Raw genomic sequence first — 17294 nt, forward strand, 5'->3', positions numbered from 1 at the left:
GGATTTTACCAGTACGCTTACTAACTATGATCCGCTAAGAACTGGGCATTGCAGCCGGTGGCGACAGACAGAAATCGGCCAATAGCAGCCAATCGGGAAAGGCTATAATTCCAGAGTGAGTTCATGCCAACGTCGACTGCTTCTGTCAGATAGACCAGACGATCTACGTCGTCGGGATGCTCCGGTGCAGTTGGCTCGCCCCTGCTACGCTTTCCCTTCGGGTTGAGGAAATGTCGCCATGCCAGCAAACACGCATTTGCCTGAGATTCTCGAAAAACTTCACGAGAACCAGCTCGCGCTTGCCGACGCCATCGAATCGATAGCGATATGGATAGACCAGAGAGGGTCCACAGGAGTATCAAGTACAGCTCTAGGAGCCATAGCCACGCTCGATGTGAACGCCGAGTCCATTAAAAAGGGCATTGACTCGCTGAGAAAATCCATTCGATGAACCCGATTCATCAATTCCTCATTTCGCGTCCGACTCAATACTCGGATTTCGAAAGGGTACGAGCTTTACTGATTGGGCTCGTAGTGGAGCTGAACCACCAACGAAGGGACTCTGATGATGCAAATTAGAATCGAAGAAGCGAACACACCCGAAGGCTGGCTGGTCTGGATCGACGCATGGTGCGTCAAATTTCGTAGCTATGCAGAAGCTGAAGCCTTCGTGAAAAGACTGGAAGATCGTGTCAACGCAGCCCATCCCTTGCCGATCAGCATAAATAGACCTGTATTAGAGATCTCTTAAGGCGTTGTCTTCGACGCGGCTACACATCGTCATCGTTTTGAAATCTTACGCCAGTAATACTCAGGTCATTCAACGCGTGTTCGTTTCTTCCGCTGCCTCCAGGCAGCTTTTTTTTGCCTGATGATTTTGGTAACAGTTTTGCCAGATCGACCAATTGGGTCTCTGCTTTGTCGAGAGCGGTGGCCGCACAGCGATGCCAGACCTTTTCCAGCGGGAGTAGGTCAGATTCGATCAGCGCTTTTTGGCACCACTGATAATGGTCATGCCAGGCACCCAAAGCCGATTGTAGGGCTTTGAGAGAACTCGCCGCTTTACCCGAAAGCGGTGATAGTTTGGGAAAAGCCTCTGTCAGGTAGCGAGTCCGCTTGACCAGGATTCTCAACTCATGCCGATTAAATCCAGCGTCATCTACAGCAGCATGCAGCCGGTCGATCTGCTTTTTTAGCGCTTTTTCAATTTGAGGCTGGACGTGCTCTAAACCGGCGTTGACCTCAGCCAAGCGAAAGGTTGAGGGCCACTCATCTAATTGAATGAACAGGTTCTTGAGGGCCGGGCTTTTTAGAATCTTGGAGTAGTCAGACGCCAAGCGCGCTTTTCGGAACTGCGCTAGGACAAGAAAGCCCCTTTCCTCCAACTCCTGAATCATCACCTCCAGATCGCGAGCCGGCGTGGTTAGCCTTCCAATTTCCGCAGCGGCATTGTTCAGCGCTACGACTTCGTTCATAGAACGCATCGGTCGAAGCAAGCTGCGGATGCGCCTCACAGCTATTCTGAGGTCATGCAAAGCTTCGCTATCAGTCCTGGCTTCCAATCGAGCACGGGAGTGATACAGGGCAACCTGAAGAGCCAGTATCTCAGCAACAAACTTGTCTACGAAGGACATGCGGTCATCTCTTTGAAACGGTATGGTCACGAGCTTAGCAGAAGCGTGGGCCGTCAATTTATGACTGTGCTCCGGAGATGCTACGTGCATCCGCGAAGGAAAAAGTCATCGACCATAAACGGATGCGAGAGTGGCCGCTTTGGGTCGTTCTCTGCCGGTCATGTCCGCGGAGTGTGCGGGTCAAATCCGATGCAATTACTGGCCAGGCCGAATGCAATTGGGTGGCAAAGTCTGTGCAATAACACATAGAGTGGCAGAAATCACAAAGGTGCCGTAGAAACCAAGGCCGACTGTTTCTATGGGAACGCATCTTGAGTTTGGCGTTTCGTCAACGACTCTCCTTTCTCTCATGGAGCTTGGCCTTTCCCGTATGAGCACCTTAGCTTCGGCTCCTCCGCCCCTCACAAGCAGAGACCTAACATTTGCCGTCAAACTTCTTTTCAAGCGGATGAATGATCTAGATACGAACGAAGTTCGGCCATGGCGGGAATGCTCATATCGAACATCTTCTGCTCAGTGGTGAGCAGATCGTTGTAAAAACGCTCAATGGCCTTGATCACCGGCAAATTCGCGATTGTTGAAGGAGCTTCCGCAAACATGCTTACTGCTTCCTTAATATTTTTTTCCCGTTTATCTAGGCTTTGTTGCGTCTGAGCAGATAACGTCTCAAGAAGCTTTAGGTGGTTCCGAAGCTGATCATCTGTTGCCCAACTGTTTCGAATAATTAAGCGGATAATTTCATGCTGAACGAAGGACTCTGAATGCCCCGCCAGCAGCTGCTCGATCAAACGATCAAGCTTGTCGCCTACAGCCAACGTAAACTGGGTCTGCAGTAAACTCATCTGATCAGGAGTAAAAAATTTATCACCATGCACAAGAACTACCATCACCTCCTCCAACGACTTGAGTGATAGCTTTTTAACAAAAGGGCAGGCCCGAACAGTAGTATCGACAATATTTTTGATCACAGAGTGAAATTTCGCGCTTAAATCCCCCTCACTCCCCTGCTCAACAAAACGCTCGACCAGGAGGTGTCTTGTATCTACCTCCACAAGTACATCATCCGTAATATCGATCATTTTTTCACTATTAGCGATATCGGCAGGCGTAGTTTTTTCCGGCGCCTTATTTGTCAGTAAAAGCCCACATGACAAATAGCTTGACGCAATCAGTTGCGAACAGAACAGACCATTTTCTTCCTCTCCCCCAAAACTTCCAGGTGTCTTACTTAAAACAGCTCCTTTGCGGGAGTAATCTTTGAATACATGGGAATTGGCAGAGGTAACAATCGAGTGGGTGTCGCAGGCTGCTCCTGAGCCGGCCCAACGCAGTACCTTAATATTTTTGCGCTCACGAATTGCCATACCCAATACCGAACTCAACTTTACGTTGGGAGGAACCGCTTCTATTATAATACCATCGTCTTGAGTAAAGATCGCCGCGTGACTGAAAGCAGAACCCGTTACCTTTTTAATTATGGAGCTTACCCAGGCATCCGAGGTGGTTAACAGAACGTCCCCCTCTTTTATTTTTGAATGATCCAAAACATAACAAGTTCCTTTATGAGTTATTTCGCGCTTAACACGAGCATCCACTATTGCACCCCCTATACCTGGCCAAAAAATTCGAAAAGCGCTGTATTGACTTGATATTAAATATAAAATTGCTACTGACTATTTTAATAGATGCCCCCCGTAACACTAATTTGGTGAAGCCCTATGGCCGCGACGGGAAAGTAACGGAGATACACACCACCTACACTTATGCACGGTGCATAGGTCGATCAGCACCGATGGCCTAGCAATGCTACTCAATCCGACCGCAAGCATCCCCCTCTACTGACAGTTTCGCTGCAGTGGCCACAATTCCTGCCATTTCGATCAAAATATCAACAATTCGAGCGCTTTCCCATGGATCGTTTGGTGCAACCGCCGCCGCGACTGCCCTAGGGTTTGCCAAAACAGTTTGTAGAGCATCGAAATCATTGGAGTTCAGGTCCAGGTTGAAGCTCAAGCGTTTAGTCATGATGTAACTCCAAAAGAGGGATCTGGATGCCGATGACCATTGCTTGTCCTAGTTGCTTGACATGCATGGCATAGCTGAAGGTTTCGACTCGACTAGCTACCGAGCGAGGGCAGTCGTCGAAAAGGCGATTACGAAGATTGAGTAAGCCGATCTCATCAGGGGCGTTTTCCGAAAATAGCACAAGGTGCCAACCACCACTTCCTTCCCAGCATTTCTCATCAGATAGCGAATGGGGAACGACATACGCCTCTTTGATCGGCAACACCTGCTGAGCGATAGTTAACATGAGTACGAAAGGACCAGCGCTTTCGTTAGAAAACGAAGCGCGAAGCTGTTCAAGCTGGGTCGCCAGATTGAAGATTTCTAAAGCACGCATCTGCTTTGCAAGAGTTTGGATCTGACAAAGGACTTTTTCGGAATGCCGAAACATTAGATCGATCTCCCGCGACTTTGAGTTGCTTGATCTTCGTCATGCGAAGGCTGGGTTTCTGGCTGGACAACCGGCATTGTTGTCGGTTCTGCCAGAGCAACGGTTTCAGAATTCTGCACTCTTCGCTGGTCGCTCATCGCTTCGATACGCTTCAAGGCTTCGTTGGGATCTTCGCCGGGCAGCAGACCAACACGCTCACGAACATCCTCGATCTGCGCACCAGGGAACTGGCCGACGAGTCGAGCGTGACGCTTCACGGTAAGGCTATCGCCGCCTTGGTCGCGATCGTATGCAAGCGAAAAGCGCTGGATTTTATAGCGCTCAGCCAGGGCGATGATTGCCGCCTCAGTGTTTGGACCAGGTTCGCCAGTAGTGCCAACGAACAGGATCTGCTGCCGCTCTTCTAAGCTAGCCAACTGGTAGGTGCTCAGGGTGTCGACGCCGCCCTCGCTGAAGCGGATTTCGGTGGGGTTCGCGCATTTCGGGTTGGCGAGGTAGACACCTTTTTCAGTTTCTGTCGTAAAACCCTTGAACTCACGTCGTTCGCCATTGATAACCTGAGCGCCGCGGTACTCATACCCGCAGAACTTGGCATTAGCATCAATGTGAGGAAACACAGCGGAGCCATGCCGGCTCGTACGCCAGCGCGTTTCGGCCAACACTTCGGACGAGATCCCTCGCTCTTGGCGCAGATAGCTATCACGGCGAGACATGAAACCGAAAGTGCGGTAGTGGTTTTCCGTGCTGTTTGCGATTGTCTCTAGGCGCTCGCGTTCCTTCCTCTGTCGCGATTCTTCGCGTGCCCGATCAATACGGGTCTGCTCTTCCGCTGATTTACCCAGCGAAGGCAGAACGCCCCCCTGAAACGCACGAACATCGTCCTTGGCCTGGATGAAGTTGCCGCCCCTGGCTTCCTGATAGAGCTTGAAGATGTCACCGCTCTTGCCCGAATGGCGGTCATGCCAGACCCAATTGTCATCAGCGGCCTGGTAAATGTCGTATTTCCCTGAGCCATGGCGGAAAACAGCATGTCCTTTGTACGAGGCCTTCTTGTCGTACTCCATGCCCAGGTGAACAGCGTAGTCGGTCAGGTCAACGTCGCGTTTCATCGCGTCGACTTCGCGGGCGTCTGATGCTTTGTCGTATTTCATCGAGCGTGCTAAAGCAGTACCAGGAACCTGCCGTCGCACTCGACCAAGAGGCTGTCGATCAGCGAGTGTGTTATCGGGCAATAGACCCTCACGTCCCCTTCCGGGACCTGCTGCCAGATCGCATGTGGACAACGTACGCAGACCGTCTGAGGAAGCTCGCCCTGCAGGGCGTTTAATGTTGCAGACCTTACGGGAGATGGCTTCTTCGTTTGCGGCGTCACCGGCGCTGGCGGCGCGGTCAAATTGGCCGAGGCTGCCGGCGACTCGCTGGCCTGCGGCACCGGCTCGGGATTCGGGTCGGGAAACTCCATCGGCGGCGGCAGGTCGTCCATCAACGCGGGGGTACCGGCCGAGGCCGGCAAGGGTGGCAGGTCGGACAGGATCAACTCGGACATAGCGGGCCTCCTGAGGCTCAGGCTTGATCAGTTTCAGCTTCGTGGTGAATAAGGCGGGCTTCATTCCCTGGAGCGTTTCGCAAAGGTCGCGGCGTTGCTCTAGTGGCACGGATGAGCCGGGGTTTGTCCAGGGTTCAACTTCAATACCTGGAGCGGGGTTTTCTGCAACTACAACAGCAACGCGGCGGGCGTCGAGCGGCCAGGTCTGTTCGTTTGCGCGAAGGTCGACCACGGCAGCGCCGAAGGCCTTGGCGTGGTCGATCTCGGTTTGAGCGGGCGGCAGGACCGCGACGGACTGACGGGGCTTTTCTTGAGGTTGTTCCTTCGCTTGGCCGGGGAACTGGAAGAGTGGTGAAACACCCTGGAGGCGATCGAGGACAGACAGTTGTTGAGGGGCTAGCTTGAACGGCTGGCCGGTGTGCACGGATGCGCGAATTGCTTCGCGCACTTGAGGCATGAGATCAAGGGCGTTTTCTTTGTAGATGAATTGCGACGCCGACTTCTTGAATGGGAGCCAGTTCGCTTCACTCAGGTACGTTTTGCAACCGTGAATTCCGCGGGTGTAGGCGACATACCAAGCCTGTAGAGAAGCGTAGGAGGACGGCAGGTAGTAGGACTGCATGACAGTCATGCCCTGTGCCTTGTGTCCGGTCATGGAGTAGCCGTACTGCAGCGACTCGTACTCGCTGGAGTTGACCTTGACTGTCTTCCCATCGTCACGGGCGATCGTGAACAGAATATCCTCGATCGGCTCGCCGTCGACTTCGCGGGTGATTCTCTCGATACCCAGTACGGTGCCGAGATCCCCGTTATAGATGGGCTCTTTCTGGGCATCCTTGGCCGTTTTGCGCAACAGCAGGCGGTCGCCAATCGCGACCTGGATCGTGAAACGCTCGCCTGGCAGCACTTCGGTTTCGATGCTAACACTGCCCCCAACGCTCAATTCACCACCAGCGAGTCGGGCATCGCGGATTTTGTCGTTGAGCGCTCGAACCTGTTCGTTGGTGTCGGCGAGAACGAGAATCTGGGACCAGTCCAACTCTCGAACGACGCCATCTTTTCCTGGTAGGCCGGCTTTCATGTCACCGAAAACATCGCCAACCAGCTCGTCAGCCTCGTTCACACCGTCCGCGAAAACCCTGAGCTGGTCGTCGCGCTGCATATGCCGAATTGCATTGCTGACCTTGCCCTCATAAAGGGCCTGAGCAGTCGGCTTGAACTGATCGGTCTGACGGGCGATCGTTTCGATCTTGGCACAGCGGTCGCCAACAGCGTCATGCAGAAGGCCGAACAGTGCGGCGGTTTCTACGGCGTCATGCTGGTTTCTGTCACCCACGCAGATCAGGCGGGCGCCGGTCTGGTGACAGGCCACCACCAGGTTGTGCATCTGGTAGGTGTCCAGCATGCCGGCCTCGTCGCACACAATGATATCGCCACGCCCAATGAGATCCTGCTTTTTGAAGCGCTGGCCGGCCTGCTGGGCGGCCAGCGCCTCCTGGTGCTTAATGAGCAACGAATGGACGGTCTGAGCCTGGATGCCGGTCGACTTCGCCAGCTCCGTCGCCTGCTTATTTGCAGGCGCAACGCCGATGACGCGGCGCCCCTGCGCCCTGAACGCTTCGGCGTATACGCGGAAAGTCGGCGCCATGGTGGCCGACTTGCCCACGCCTGCGGCCCCCTTGAGGTATGTGTACTGGCCTGGCCCAGTCAGATCGTAAGCAGCTTGGCGTTGCTCCAGACTAAGCCGGAATGGCTTTTCACCCGGTTTCTGGGTCGACTGCTTTTCTTTCTCGTAGCCATCGATCACCAGGTCTACGAGGGTCCGGTCGACGTTCCAACTCGGATCATCAAGGCCGGCATGAACGGCTTTTAGGCAGTCAGCTTCGAGGGTGATTAGCTCTTTCGTCGTGTACCGCTTCGACGGCATTCGACCGTGTTCGTCGGGCTGCTGGGGGATTTCGATGAGTCCGAGTTGTTGGAAAATCTCCGACTTGGTTGCTTCGATTTCATCGAGTCCACCTTTGCCAATGGTCAGGTGCGCAGCTGCAGAGTCGATCGCGAACTCATCGATCACGGTGGATCCACGAAACACCATGCGCTGCAGTTCAGCGAGACTCGGAGCCTGGAGCTCTTTAGCTGTAGATGCTCTCAGCTTGATTGTAGGAATCGCTTCGCGCCAATGGGCATCCAAGCTGTGACCTAGCTCAATGTCCTTCGCATCGCGGCTTCTGACAGCGATCGCCTGAGCTGCAGCTTGGCCAGAGGTGGCCATAGTCTTCCTCTCGGCCTGGATCTGCTCGCTGCGCTTAGAAAATTCGGCGACAAGTTCCTTCGACACTGAAGATTCATTGAGGCGCAGGCCGTGACCGCTCCAATCAACGACCATCGCCGATGCCAACTCGGGTAGGTGTGCCTGGAGACGCTGAAAAAAGGACACGTCAAAGACGGCCCCGAACTCCTTCTGGGTCTTGTATAGCCATCCCGCATCGAGGGTCAGGTACTTGCCATCGACGGTGCGAACGAAGTTCGGCCGCTCCAGGTGCACGTGCAACTGGGGATCGGGGAAGTCCTGCCCAGGGGCGCGACGTGCTGTGCAATGAGCATATGTCAGGGTGACGCATTCGCCGGTTACAGACTCTGCGCCCTGAGCGCCTTCACGTCCGCGAATCCGACCAGCACGGTGCTCGCGCTCAATCGCATCGTTGACGGCTCCCATCATGCATTCCTGGATCACGCGACGGGTTTGGTCGTCGGCCTGTGCCCAGTAGATACTGATGGACTTCTGCAAGGACACGCACGAGCTGAAGCCAAGGACAGGATCCGTTGCCGATTTTTCTTTGCCCTCCTTCTCCAGTCGCTCCAGATCACCGGCGTCAAGCTGCTTTTTCGAGGACGGGTTTGCCTTCTTTGATTCAGCTTCCTGAATAGCCTTGTCGATGGCGTTGTGGCGCTTCTCATCGAGGAACGCCTCACCAGTGCGCGGGTTGATTCCACGGAAAAGAGCTAGGTAATCACCGTCCTGAGGATGCTCACCGAGGCCCAGCTTGTTGGCCAATGGGCCGGCAATACCCGATGCCAAAGTGTCGTTGCCGGACTTGTGGTAGTAGTCCTCGCGCCCTGTGCCCTGGTCGCCCTCCACCTGACTGACGATCGCTGCGATCTCGGCATCGACTTTCGCCAGTTCGGCAGCCATTACTTCATCTGTCACGCCACGCTCTGCGCCCAGAGTAATGCGCTCTTCACGTAAGGCCTGGAGTTCCTTCAGTTTCTTCTCGAAGTAGCTGGCTTTGGCTGCAAAGTTGCCGGCCGTGGTCTTCTGGTTGCTCATCCCGTAGTGGCTCATCGCTCGATCTCCATGCCTGTCTGCTCGGCAATGATGCGATCCATAACCATCGGCACGAGCCGGTTGAGCATCGGCTCGATGGTGCCGGCGAGCAGTTCAGGCCGGCGCTCAGCCTGGCTGGCAAGAACCTGCAACAGCAGATCAGGAAGAGCAGAGCCCAGAAGGGAAGAAACGGACTGGGTGATTGCGCCTGCCATCGAAGCCACAACCGGGCCATCGAGGAGAACGGGAACAGGTCGGGAAGGCTCGGCGCTGAAACGCTGCGCCGCCATGAAGCCGGCGATTTCTTCGTCTGTGCGCAGGGACATGAGGGCATCGAGCACGCGGCCTTGAGCAACGCCCAGGCGAGCCGAAAGGCGTTCCAAACGCACTGCCGCAACTTCATCCAGGTACTGGGTCGAGGTCTTTGCTCCTGCCTTCTTCCGCGCCATTTTCCTTTTCCCTTCTGAGAACGCTTCTCAGGTAGCCGACGTTTGTCGGCGTACCTTGCTTTTGCTTTGTTGGCTTTTCGGCTTGGAGGCCGCGCATTGCGCGGGCTCCGGGCCGACGCGAAGCACCCGAAGGGTGCAGATGTGTTAAGAAAACCCGCAGCAAAACCACAATAATCCAGAAAAACCATCATAGCAATACCAGCAAAACCATTAAAACCTTTTTGAAAAACCAGTAATATCCATTTACGACCAGATAAAACCAGCTTTAAATCTATTCCAAGGGGTGTGTAAAACCAGAAAGACCCACTAAAATCCAGTTTCAACCATTAACTTCACACTGGAGGAGGTCAGGAATGTTCAAACGCCCTGAGGACCTGATCGCGGAACAACAGGAAGCCGAAGAGATGGCTGCAGAACTGGAGGCATGGCTCGCAAAAGAGGAAGCCACCGAGCAGAAAAACCGTCGTGGGGCTGGTTATCGTCTACTGAATCCGGTGCGAGTACAGATCGCCCTGCTGATGCAGCGCGGGAAAACCGTAAAGGACATCCATCGGGCACTTGATGAAGCACTCGGGATCAAGGTCGATCTTAAGACCGTGCGCAAATTCATGGTCGAGAACATGCCAGAGGAATACGCCTCGTATCTGGGCGCAAACAAGCGAGGCAAGAAGGAAAACCGGATCTATCAGGACGGTTCGAAGCCAGCTCATGAAGAGTTAACAGCCTCACCGACCCCGGCAGAGCAGGAAGAGATTAACCGTCACCTAGAGGTTAAGACCTCTCCGGTGCAACAAGTGAAAACCGCTGAAATGTCAGCAAAAAAACCGCCACTTACCGCTGGTGATCTCAGAGCGATGACTGGTCAGCTTGATCCAGAGAAGTACCGAACCGACGATTAGTCGGAACATCTACGAAAGGAAGAGAAAAATGCGCGTAGCACTCGTCAACCTTGGCGGCAACCAAGGTAAGACCACCCTCTCAGTAAACCTGTTCGCGCCGCGTATGCCGGAAGCGAAGATCTTGGCAGTAGAAACGATCAACGCCGCGGGTGGTGATCTTGGCGCAGCCGTTGAGCAACTGAAGGGCGAGCAGTTCGCCCGGATCTATGCAGAACTTGCTTCCGCCGACGATTTGATCCTGGATGTCGGCGCATCGAACATCGAAGACTTCCTGGTCGGCCTTTCCCGTTTCGAGGATGGCCACGATGAAATCGATCTGTTCGTCATCCCCTGCACTTCTGATACCAAGGAACGCACTGAGGCCATGAAAACGGCCCACATGCTCAGCGCTCTCGGTGTTCCTCCAGAAAAAATTCAGTTCGTGTTCAACCGCGTCGTTGATGGCGTCGAGGCTGAGTTTGCGGACGTGCTGAACTTCGCGAAGAAAAGCGGTGTGGCGTTCGCCAATCCGGCATGCGTTGTCCCTGAATCGGAGCTTTTCGCCCTGCTCTCGGATAAGAAAATGAACATCGTCCAAGCACTGAGTGATATCACCGATTACAAGGCAGAGTTGAAAGCAGCAACTCGCTGCGACGACAAGAAGGCTTGGCGTCGTGCCATGGACATGCTGGCTATCACCAAGCAGTCCAAATCGATGGATCGACAGTTGCAGCATGTTTTCGAACTGCTGACTTCGACGGTAGGGGCCTGAAGATGAGCGCGCTCCCGATGAATGTCAGCGAAGCTGCTCTCACACGGGAGCAACTGATGCTGCGCGAGCTCTTCCGCGATCACTTCGAGTTGGCTGATCGTTTCGAGGCAACAGCAAATCAGATGGCAGCCGTCGATCGATCCCTGCATGGCTCTGGCGAGCAGCAGGGAATTGCCGAGCTGCTGCTCAATGCTGCAGAAAATATCCGTGGCGCAGCATCATCGATCGACACCATGAACTTGGATGGTTTCTCGCGAGCACTCGACTCCCTCAGCCGGCAGATCGCCGGTCTACCAGGTCGTTTGCTCAAGCCGGCCGATGAGATCGACTTCCGAGCCTCACTGCGCGAGGGGATTGCTCAGGTGCTAGCTGATGCGATCATCGATGCCAAGCTTCAAGTTGAGCAGGAAGCGGTTGAGGTCGCCATCAATGACCTAGCTGGGCGCGTTAAAGCGGCGATGGCGCAGCTAGGCGAGAGTTCAGCTAACTACTTCGCAGAGCGCAACCAACTGCGTGGCCAACTCGACACAGAGAAAGTTAAATCGACTGCACTGACAGAGCGACTGACGTACTTCGAACAGAACAAAGACAAGGCCTTTCGCCAGATGACCGCCGACTTTACCGCCGCGAGTCAGCGAGCGGGTAAAACTCGCTTGATCGACTTTTGCGCAGGCCTGGTGATCGGCGTCGTCGTTTCGCTCAGCGTCCTGGTGCCGATGGCCAGCCAACACTTCAACCAACAAACCCACACCAACCAACAGCGCTAGCGCGCAACCACTACTACTGACGGAGAAGTCGCATGTCTAACCATAGCGATGACGGGGATTTTCGTGCCCGAAAAAAGAAGGTGAGCCTGCTCGGCAGTGACGCGGAGGCTTTTATCCGTGCACGACACGAGGAGCGCGAAGAGTTCAAACGCCTTGAGGGACGGGACCTTGATGGCCTGGACAAACTGGCCAAGGATCCGCGCATGGAAGAGCTGCATAAGCAACATCAGCAGCGGGACGACGCTCCAGCATCCCACGCTGAGCAGCGCAAGGATGCCCAAGAGGTGATCCAGGAGGAGCAAAAAAAGCTGACTGATCAGCAGGTCAACCAGGAAAAACAGGGCGAACACGCCGGGAGATCAATGTGATGGATAACAGAACCCTCATTGCAGCATCGGCACTGGTCGCAGTGTTCACGGGCCAAGTGGGCGCTTGCCCTCTTGAAGATTGCCTGCCTGGATTGAGCGAGCCTCAGTTTCAGTCTCGTGACCAAGACATGCTCGGTTTGTATGACCTGAAGCAGTCCGGACAAGCGGCAATGCACGTTGGATTAATCGCCGCTGATTTCAGAATCGCACTGCTCGAAACGGAGAATCGCGCTCTTCGTCTGGCCTTGGCAACTGGCACTCCACCTGACGTCAGCAGCCTGAAGTTTTATCCGAGCCTGAACAGTTTTCTAGATGCAATGAAATCGGACCTGATTCAGACAGAAACAACTGGCCGGATGCCGCAATTGCGTCATTTTGAGCAACGGGTCCGCAATGCGGACACCCGAGCAAAAATTGCTGATGCATCGCGGGCGCTGGTAATCGAGAGCGCTCAAATTGCTGCGGCGGCGAACGCAACTAAGCAAGCGAAGTGAAAGGGTGGCTCACCTGAGCGGCAACTCAGGTGAGCCGGTTTCGCGGCAGGAAAAACCCACGAAAGGAAGAAATTGTATGGTAACGCAATTCCGTAATTACATGGAAAATCTGCTTCTCTGGTCCACAGATCCTGAGGCAGCAAAACGCGCCTGGCGCGAGCGGCGCACCAGGACGCTCCGTACGGCACTGGCACCACAACTCAGCACCGATACTCTCGGTTGGCCAGCTGAGCAAATCATCCACGATGATGTAATCGACCCCATCCCAGCCGATCGTGGGGCGCTCACGCGCCGAGCGTATTACGGCCGTGCCGCGTATCACGCCGGCGCTCGTCTGCAGAAGCGTATGCGCGCTCGCAATTTCGCAATAAGTGTTCTGTTGTTCCTGGTGGTGTGCGCCACAGCCTACCTACTCGGTCGCAACGGTTCCAGTCTCGCCTGGCAGTGGGGTTCGACGGCTGCTGGCGCCTGTATGGCCATCGCTGGCTTCTACCTTTTCGGATGCGCCCTTGGGCTGTCGGCTGATAGCTGGCGTCTCATTGTTCCTGCCGGCCCACTGCTTATCGAGGAAGAGATCGAGGACGTTAAAGAGTTCGGTGCTCGAGTGCTGCTGCGTGTGACACCACCCCAAACACCTTCTGACCTGGTGGGCTCGTACCGGGCTTGGACTTATGATCGTGACGGTAATCCGGTCGACGGCCAGATTGTTCCTGACGATCTATCGGTGTCATACCTGCGCAAAGCAGCGGTCGATGAGTCGGTCCCGATGGCCGTTGCGGGGATCGCGTTCTCTTTGGCCGGCGCGTTCGTGGCCACCGACTCCATTAGCTGGTTCTTCGCCCCCATTGCTGCGGGTGCCGCTGCCGTGTGGTCGCTCCTTTCGATTTTCGATTTGAGCTCAATTGCAAAAACCCGCGCTGCTGCAGCTCGTGAAGCGCTAGCCGTCAGCGCATACCCGAAGCTTATCGAGCAGGAAGGAAAGTCTAAATTTTCGGACTTTGATCGCGCTCTTGACGAACAGATTGAACGAGCCATTTCGGAACAATCACCGTTCATCCACCTGGGCACCTCAACCGATTTGTTTGCCGAGCGCCGTGATCCATTCAGCCCGGCAAAAGCCGGCGTGCCGTTCGGAATGACCGTCGCTGACCTATCCACTCACCTGTTAATTGTGGGCCTCACAGGCACGGGTAAAACCGCTGCGTGCATTCGCCCCGTTGTCTGGCAATGGCAAGCGACGAAAGCTGGAGGTCTGCTTGTACTCGATGGCAAAGGTCAACTGCCCACTGAGTTGGTGGATCTCCCGGGCTTCCAAGTAATCAGCCCAGACAATGCATCGTTCAACGCTATCCAGAATCTGCGCCCAGATGAAGTTGCCGACACACTGTTTAAGTTGTTCTCGTCGGATAAAGGCAACTCTGGCGACGTGTCAGGCAACGAATGGGAGCAGTTTGCACGTGAATTGCTGCGCAGCGCCGCGAAGGTTCTGGCCCTGCTGAATGCTCTGGAGCCGGCAGAGTGGCCCTGGACGCTGGGTTCGATCTACAAGCTCGCGTTCGAGCCCGGTAGCCGCGAGCGTGCAAAAGCAATTGTTGAAGAAGGCAGCACCTGTGGCCACCTTATGCCGGGACATGTGCGACGTGCCTACAGTGGTTTCATGGTGCGCCACGTTGAGAAGGCCGATGAGACTCGATCGAGCATCGAACTCAACCTTGAAACCTGGCTCGGTACTCTGATCAACGACCAAGATCTAGGGGCGTGGGCTGATACCGAGGAAGGCATCGAGATCGAGGACTGCCTATACGGCGCAATGCTGGGGCTGGCTCTGCCAGATACTCAAACCGGTGTGGCAATTTCGGCTCTCGCCAAACGCCGCTTCTATAGCGCAATTAAGCGCCGGGGCGATGCCTGGAAAGCTGATGGCCAGACAGCAGTCCTGCTGGTTGTCGATGAGGCTCAGGATCTGGTGTCACATGAAGAGTTGGCGATTTTACCCAAGGCTCGCAGCCTCGGTCTCTGCGCGGTCTACTCGACTCAGGGCCTAGATGGGCTCCAGGTCGCGCTGAAAGATGAACAGGCCACCATCATGCTTCTCGACCAGTTCCGTTCGATTGTGAGCGCGCAGATCGGCTCTGACATGACTCTGGCTTATGTGTCGAAACGAATTGGCGCCTCGCCCCGGGTTGTATTCTCTGAAGTCGCCGCTAACACCACTGATCCGGTTGCTACGGCGAACTCGTACGGCGTAAACGCTGGTGGCTATTCGGCTGGCACCTTAGCCGCCCGCGCGCAAACCTCGGACGAAATGCTGAAACTCAGCAGGTCCTATGGTCACGTTGGCCAGGCCATTCAAACCATGTCCGAACTTGCCAAGAAATTCGGTGCCGAGCAGGCTTGGCAGCAACTCCCGGCAGTAATTCGTCGCGAGCGCCCTGCAGGCAGCGTCAAGATCGGCGAAATCCCTCTAGTCGCCGCCGAAGAGATCCACTCTCTCACCATGAATAAATTCACCGCTCTGGCAGCGATCAATCGCTGCGGGACCATCCGCCGTTCCCAGATCCGCCTGATCCCTATGTTTAAGTTTCCGACGGCGGAGAAAGCAGCATGAATAACCAATCCACTCATCTGCTGGCCCAGCACGGTGAACTCCTTCAAATCGGATCCGTAACGACGGCAAGCGCACAGGGTGTTAAATCGGGGCTGGTCCTGAAGGCAATGGGGGCTGCGATCATGTGCATCGTAGTTGCTGCCGGTGCAGGCCATTTCACCCAAAGTATTCGTGAGGAAGCCGCTCGCGTTGCTGCAGCGGAAAAGGCTGCAGCAGCTCACCAGATGGAAGAAGCGCGAATTGCCGCAGCGCAGGTTGCAGGTCTGAAGAAGCGTCTGACCGCAATGCAAACGCAGATCGGCACTCAACGGGATAACCTGCTCACCGAACTCCAAGGAATTATCGTCGCGGGGGAAAAACGCTCTGATGTTGCCGAAATGCTTCGCCGCTATCCAGCGCCGTACAAGCCTCTTCAGGCCATCGATCCGGCAATGTTTGAAGGTTTCCTGGAGACCGACCGCCAAAGCTGGGTTGCCACAGGGACCAGTCCCCACCTTGAGCAGCACTATCAATCTGAGCTGGCGAAGCTGAAACGGGCCGATGAATACCTGAAGAACTTTGAGCAGGCCGTAAACTTGATCGACCGCAGTCAGCAGCTACCTGCTTGGATGGATTACGAACGCTTTGCTGTTGGCGACAAGGCAGAGCCTCGGGAGGCCAAAATCCCCGTAGCCCAGAAGCCGGACGCACCCCGCTTCGCACCAAGCACGTCTATTGCTCTCGAGCCGGTCTTACCACTAGACACTACTTCGTCACGGAAACATACGCCGGTGGCTAAGCCGCGTATCGTACCGACCGACCAATCTGGCAAGGTTCAAGTTCTGAATTGGTGACCTGACTGAACGGCTCGCAGTAAAGGAACCCGGTATGGTCGGGCTCCTTTGCTCCTTTACGGGTCTAAACCCAAAAGCGAACGGCGTGCGCCGGATCCCAACCCGAAATGTTGACTGCGCTGTCGGTGATAGCGTTGTTTACGCTGAACGATCCGGTGATGAGAGAAGCACTGTACGATCTAACCGGACACCTCCTACACTACCGTAGCAAATGCATTGCCAATTTCGACATTATAAATTTGAAAGCGAATTAATCGAATGGACAAAATCAATACGGAACTCTTCGATCCCATTGTCGAGCCAGTTGGAGAAAAAGCTCACAGAATTGTGCGAATCGTTCTCTCGTCAATCCCTACCATTGGCAGCGCAATCAACGAAACATTTGTGTCAATATTAGAGTCGCCACTGAGTAAACGTCGGAATGAGTGGATGCATGCGGTCAGCCTCGCGATCAACAATCTGATCGATGCTCAAAAGATAAGCCTTGAATCTCTTCATTCAAATGAAGAGTTCATCGACGTATTGATTCAGGCCACTTTGATCGCACAAAAAACTTCGCAAAAAGCAAAACTTAATGCACTTCGAAATGTTGTCTGCAATACGACGAAAAATACGCCCCACCCGGTGACAAAGTCCGCTCACTTCTTGAGATTATTGGACTCACTGGATGAGTGGCATTTGAAAATTTTGGATTTTTATCGCGACGCAAATCAATACTGTGACCACAGCAAGCCTGAATATCAAAAAGTTTCAGGCATCAAGCTAGTGATGAAGGCTTTCCCGAATTTGGCTACTGAAGAAAGCTATGTTACTAGTATCTGGTATGAGCTCAAGCATGCAGGCCTTCTTACCCATAACACACCAGGAGAGATTGACATAGTGCCAAGTGGGGAGGCTCGTCCCTTTAGTAGCTTCGGATGCATGGTCACACCACTTGCGTTGGAGTTTTTGAGTTTCATTGATGACAAAGAAAGCTTGTCACTGGCTGAAAACTCGCCTTCGTATGGCGTCCGGGTCTTGGGATAATAACTGCATCAAATTTATAATCATTTTTAAGAAAACGGTTTCAACTCCGCCACGGAGCCTTTGCAAAGCACTGAAACCGAGTATGTGTTTATCTAAGGGCACTCTCTGCTAATGAAAATTTCGCGAATATGGTATTCAG

15 protein-coding genes are annotated in these 17294 nt (G+C 54.3%); 9 read left to right on the top strand and 6 right to left on the bottom strand.

The window, feature by feature from the left end; genetic code table 11:
• Window positions 1–238 precede the first annotated feature (238 nt).
• A complete protein-coding gene (locus tag ACA075_RS25175) occupies window positions 239–451 on the top strand; it encodes a hypothetical protein (RefSeq protein WP_497296031.1) in 213 nt (70 codons plus the stop codon).
• 319 nt (window positions 452–770) lie between these two features.
• On the opposite strand, the gene ACA075_RS25180 is transcribed toward ACA075_RS25175, so the two are convergent.
• The 6 genes from ACA075_RS25180 to ACA075_RS25205 all read right to left on the bottom strand — a co-directional run bounded on the left by ACA075_RS25180 (window position 771) and on the right by ACA075_RS25205 (window position 9409).
• Window positions 771–1634 (bottom strand): CHAD domain-containing protein, encoded by an 864-nt coding sequence (locus tag ACA075_RS25180; protein WP_497296032.1) that lies wholly within the window; start codon window positions 1632–1634, stop codon window positions 771–773.
• Between the two features lie 440 nt (window positions 1635–2074).
• Window positions 2075–3229, bottom strand: coding sequence for a YiiX/YebB-like N1pC/P60 family cysteine hydrolase (locus tag ACA075_RS25185; RefSeq protein ID WP_497296033.1), 1155 nt, complete (start codon window positions 3227–3229; stop codon window positions 2075–2077).
• Window positions 3230–3440: 211 nt separating this feature from the next.
• On the bottom strand, window positions 3441–3659 hold the full coding sequence (locus ACA075_RS25190; protein ID WP_497296035.1) for a hypothetical protein: 219 nt from the start codon (window positions 3657–3659) through the stop codon (window positions 3441–3443).
• Window positions 3652–4089, bottom strand: coding sequence for a hypothetical protein (locus tag ACA075_RS25195; protein WP_497296036.1), 438 nt, complete (start codon window positions 4087–4089; stop codon window positions 3652–3654). The genes ACA075_RS25190 and ACA075_RS25195 overlap by 8 nt, the downstream gene beginning before the upstream one ends.
• Window positions 4089–8978, bottom strand: coding sequence for a MobF family relaxase (gene mobF / locus ACA075_RS25200; protein ID WP_497296038.1), 4890 nt, complete (start codon window positions 8976–8978; stop codon window positions 4089–4091). Before mobF ends, ACA075_RS25195 begins: the two co-directional genes overlap by 1 nt.
• The gene (locus tag ACA075_RS25205; RefSeq protein WP_104903912.1) at window positions 8975–9409 is read right to left on the bottom strand and encodes a hypothetical protein; all 435 of its coding nucleotides are present in this window, start codon (window positions 9407–9409) and stop codon (window positions 8975–8977) included. The genes mobF and ACA075_RS25205 overlap by 4 nt, the downstream gene beginning before the upstream one ends.
• Before the next feature lie 353 nt (window positions 9410–9762).
• Here ACA075_RS25205 and ACA075_RS25210 point away from each other — a divergent pair, with 353 nt between their 5' ends.
• The 8 genes from ACA075_RS25210 (at window position 9763) to ACA075_RS25245 (ending at window position 17155) form a co-directional block, all read left to right on the top strand.
• Window positions 9763–10308, top strand: a complete 546-nt coding sequence (locus tag ACA075_RS25210) for a hypothetical protein (protein WP_154972408.1) — start codon at window positions 9763–9765, stop codon at window positions 10306–10308.
• A gap of 28 nt (window positions 10309–10336) precedes the next feature.
• On the top strand, window positions 10337–11059 hold the full coding sequence (stbB, locus tag ACA075_RS25215; RefSeq protein WP_497296039.1) for a StbB family protein: 723 nt from the start codon (window positions 10337–10339) through the stop codon (window positions 11057–11059).
• Between the two features lie 2 nt (window positions 11060–11061).
• Entirely contained in the window at window positions 11062–11826 is a 765-nt protein-coding gene (locus tag ACA075_RS25220) for a hypothetical protein (RefSeq protein WP_497296040.1), read from the top strand.
• Between the two features lie 32 nt (window positions 11827–11858).
• A complete protein-coding gene (locus tag ACA075_RS25225; protein ID WP_497296042.1) occupies window positions 11859–12194 on the top strand; it encodes a hypothetical protein in 336 nt (111 codons plus the stop codon).
• The gene (locus tag ACA075_RS25230; protein WP_134939740.1) at window positions 12194–12688 is read left to right on the top strand and encodes a hypothetical protein; all 495 of its coding nucleotides are present in this window, start codon (window positions 12194–12196) and stop codon (window positions 12686–12688) included. The genes ACA075_RS25225 and ACA075_RS25230 overlap by 1 nt, the downstream gene beginning before the upstream one ends.
• A 76-nt stretch (window positions 12689–12764) precedes the next feature.
• Complete coding sequence (locus tag ACA075_RS25235) at window positions 12765–15296, top strand: type IV secretory system conjugative DNA transfer family protein (RefSeq protein ID WP_497296044.1); 2532 nt, start codon at window positions 12765–12767, stop codon at window positions 15294–15296.
• Window positions 15293–16129, top strand: a complete 837-nt coding sequence (locus ACA075_RS25240) for a hypothetical protein (RefSeq protein WP_497296045.1) — start codon at window positions 15293–15295, stop codon at window positions 16127–16129. The genes ACA075_RS25235 and ACA075_RS25240 overlap by 4 nt, the downstream gene beginning before the upstream one ends.
• Window positions 16130–16387: 258 nt before the next feature.
• Entirely contained in the window at window positions 16388–17155 is a 768-nt protein-coding gene (locus ACA075_RS25245) for a hypothetical protein (protein ID WP_497296047.1), read from the top strand.
• Window positions 17156–17294 lie beyond the last annotated feature (139 nt).

Source organism: Pseudomonas sp. LBUM1663 (assembly GCF_059695905.1).

Excerpts from the sequence above, each read along its gene's own strand:
- ACA075_RS25175 (WP_497296031.1), top strand. The coding sequence starts at position 239 with ATGCCAGCAAACACGCATTTGCCTGAGATTCTCGAAAAACTTCACGAG.
- ACA075_RS25180 (WP_497296032.1), bottom strand. The coding sequence starts at position 1,634 with ATGTCCTTCGTAGACAAGTTTGTTGCTGAGATACTGGCTCTTCAGGTT.
- ACA075_RS25190 (WP_497296035.1), bottom strand. The coding sequence starts at position 3,659 with ATGACTAAACGCTTGAGCTTCAACCTGGACCTGAACTCCAATGATTTC.
- ACA075_RS25195 (WP_497296036.1), bottom strand. The coding sequence starts at position 4,089 with ATGTTTCGGCATTCCGAAAAAGTCCTTTGTCAGATCCAAACTCTTGCA.
- mobF (WP_497296038.1), bottom strand. The coding sequence starts at position 8,978 with ATGAGCCACTACGGGATGAGCAACCAGAAGACCACGGCCGGCAACTTT.
- ACA075_RS25205 (WP_104903912.1), bottom strand. The coding sequence starts at position 9,409 with ATGGCGCGGAAGAAGGCAGGAGCAAAGACCTCGACCCAGTACCTGGAT.
- ACA075_RS25210 (WP_154972408.1), top strand. The coding sequence starts at position 9,763 with ATGTTCAAACGCCCTGAGGACCTGATCGCGGAACAACAGGAAGCCGAA.
- stbB (WP_497296039.1), top strand. The coding sequence starts at position 10,337 with ATGCGCGTAGCACTCGTCAACCTTGGCGGCAACCAAGGTAAGACCACC.
- ACA075_RS25220 (WP_497296040.1), top strand. The coding sequence starts at position 11,062 with ATGAGCGCGCTCCCGATGAATGTCAGCGAAGCTGCTCTCACACGGGAG.
- ACA075_RS25225 (WP_497296042.1), top strand. The coding sequence starts at position 11,859 with ATGTCTAACCATAGCGATGACGGGGATTTTCGTGCCCGAAAAAAGAAG.
- ACA075_RS25230 (WP_134939740.1), top strand. The coding sequence starts at position 12,194 with ATGGATAACAGAACCCTCATTGCAGCATCGGCACTGGTCGCAGTGTTC.
- ACA075_RS25235 (WP_497296044.1), top strand. The coding sequence starts at position 12,765 with ATGGTAACGCAATTCCGTAATTACATGGAAAATCTGCTTCTCTGGTCC.
- ACA075_RS25240 (WP_497296045.1), top strand. The coding sequence starts at position 15,293 with ATGAATAACCAATCCACTCATCTGCTGGCCCAGCACGGTGAACTCCTT.
- ACA075_RS25245 (WP_497296047.1), top strand. The coding sequence starts at position 16,388 with ATGGACAAAATCAATACGGAACTCTTCGATCCCATTGTCGAGCCAGTT.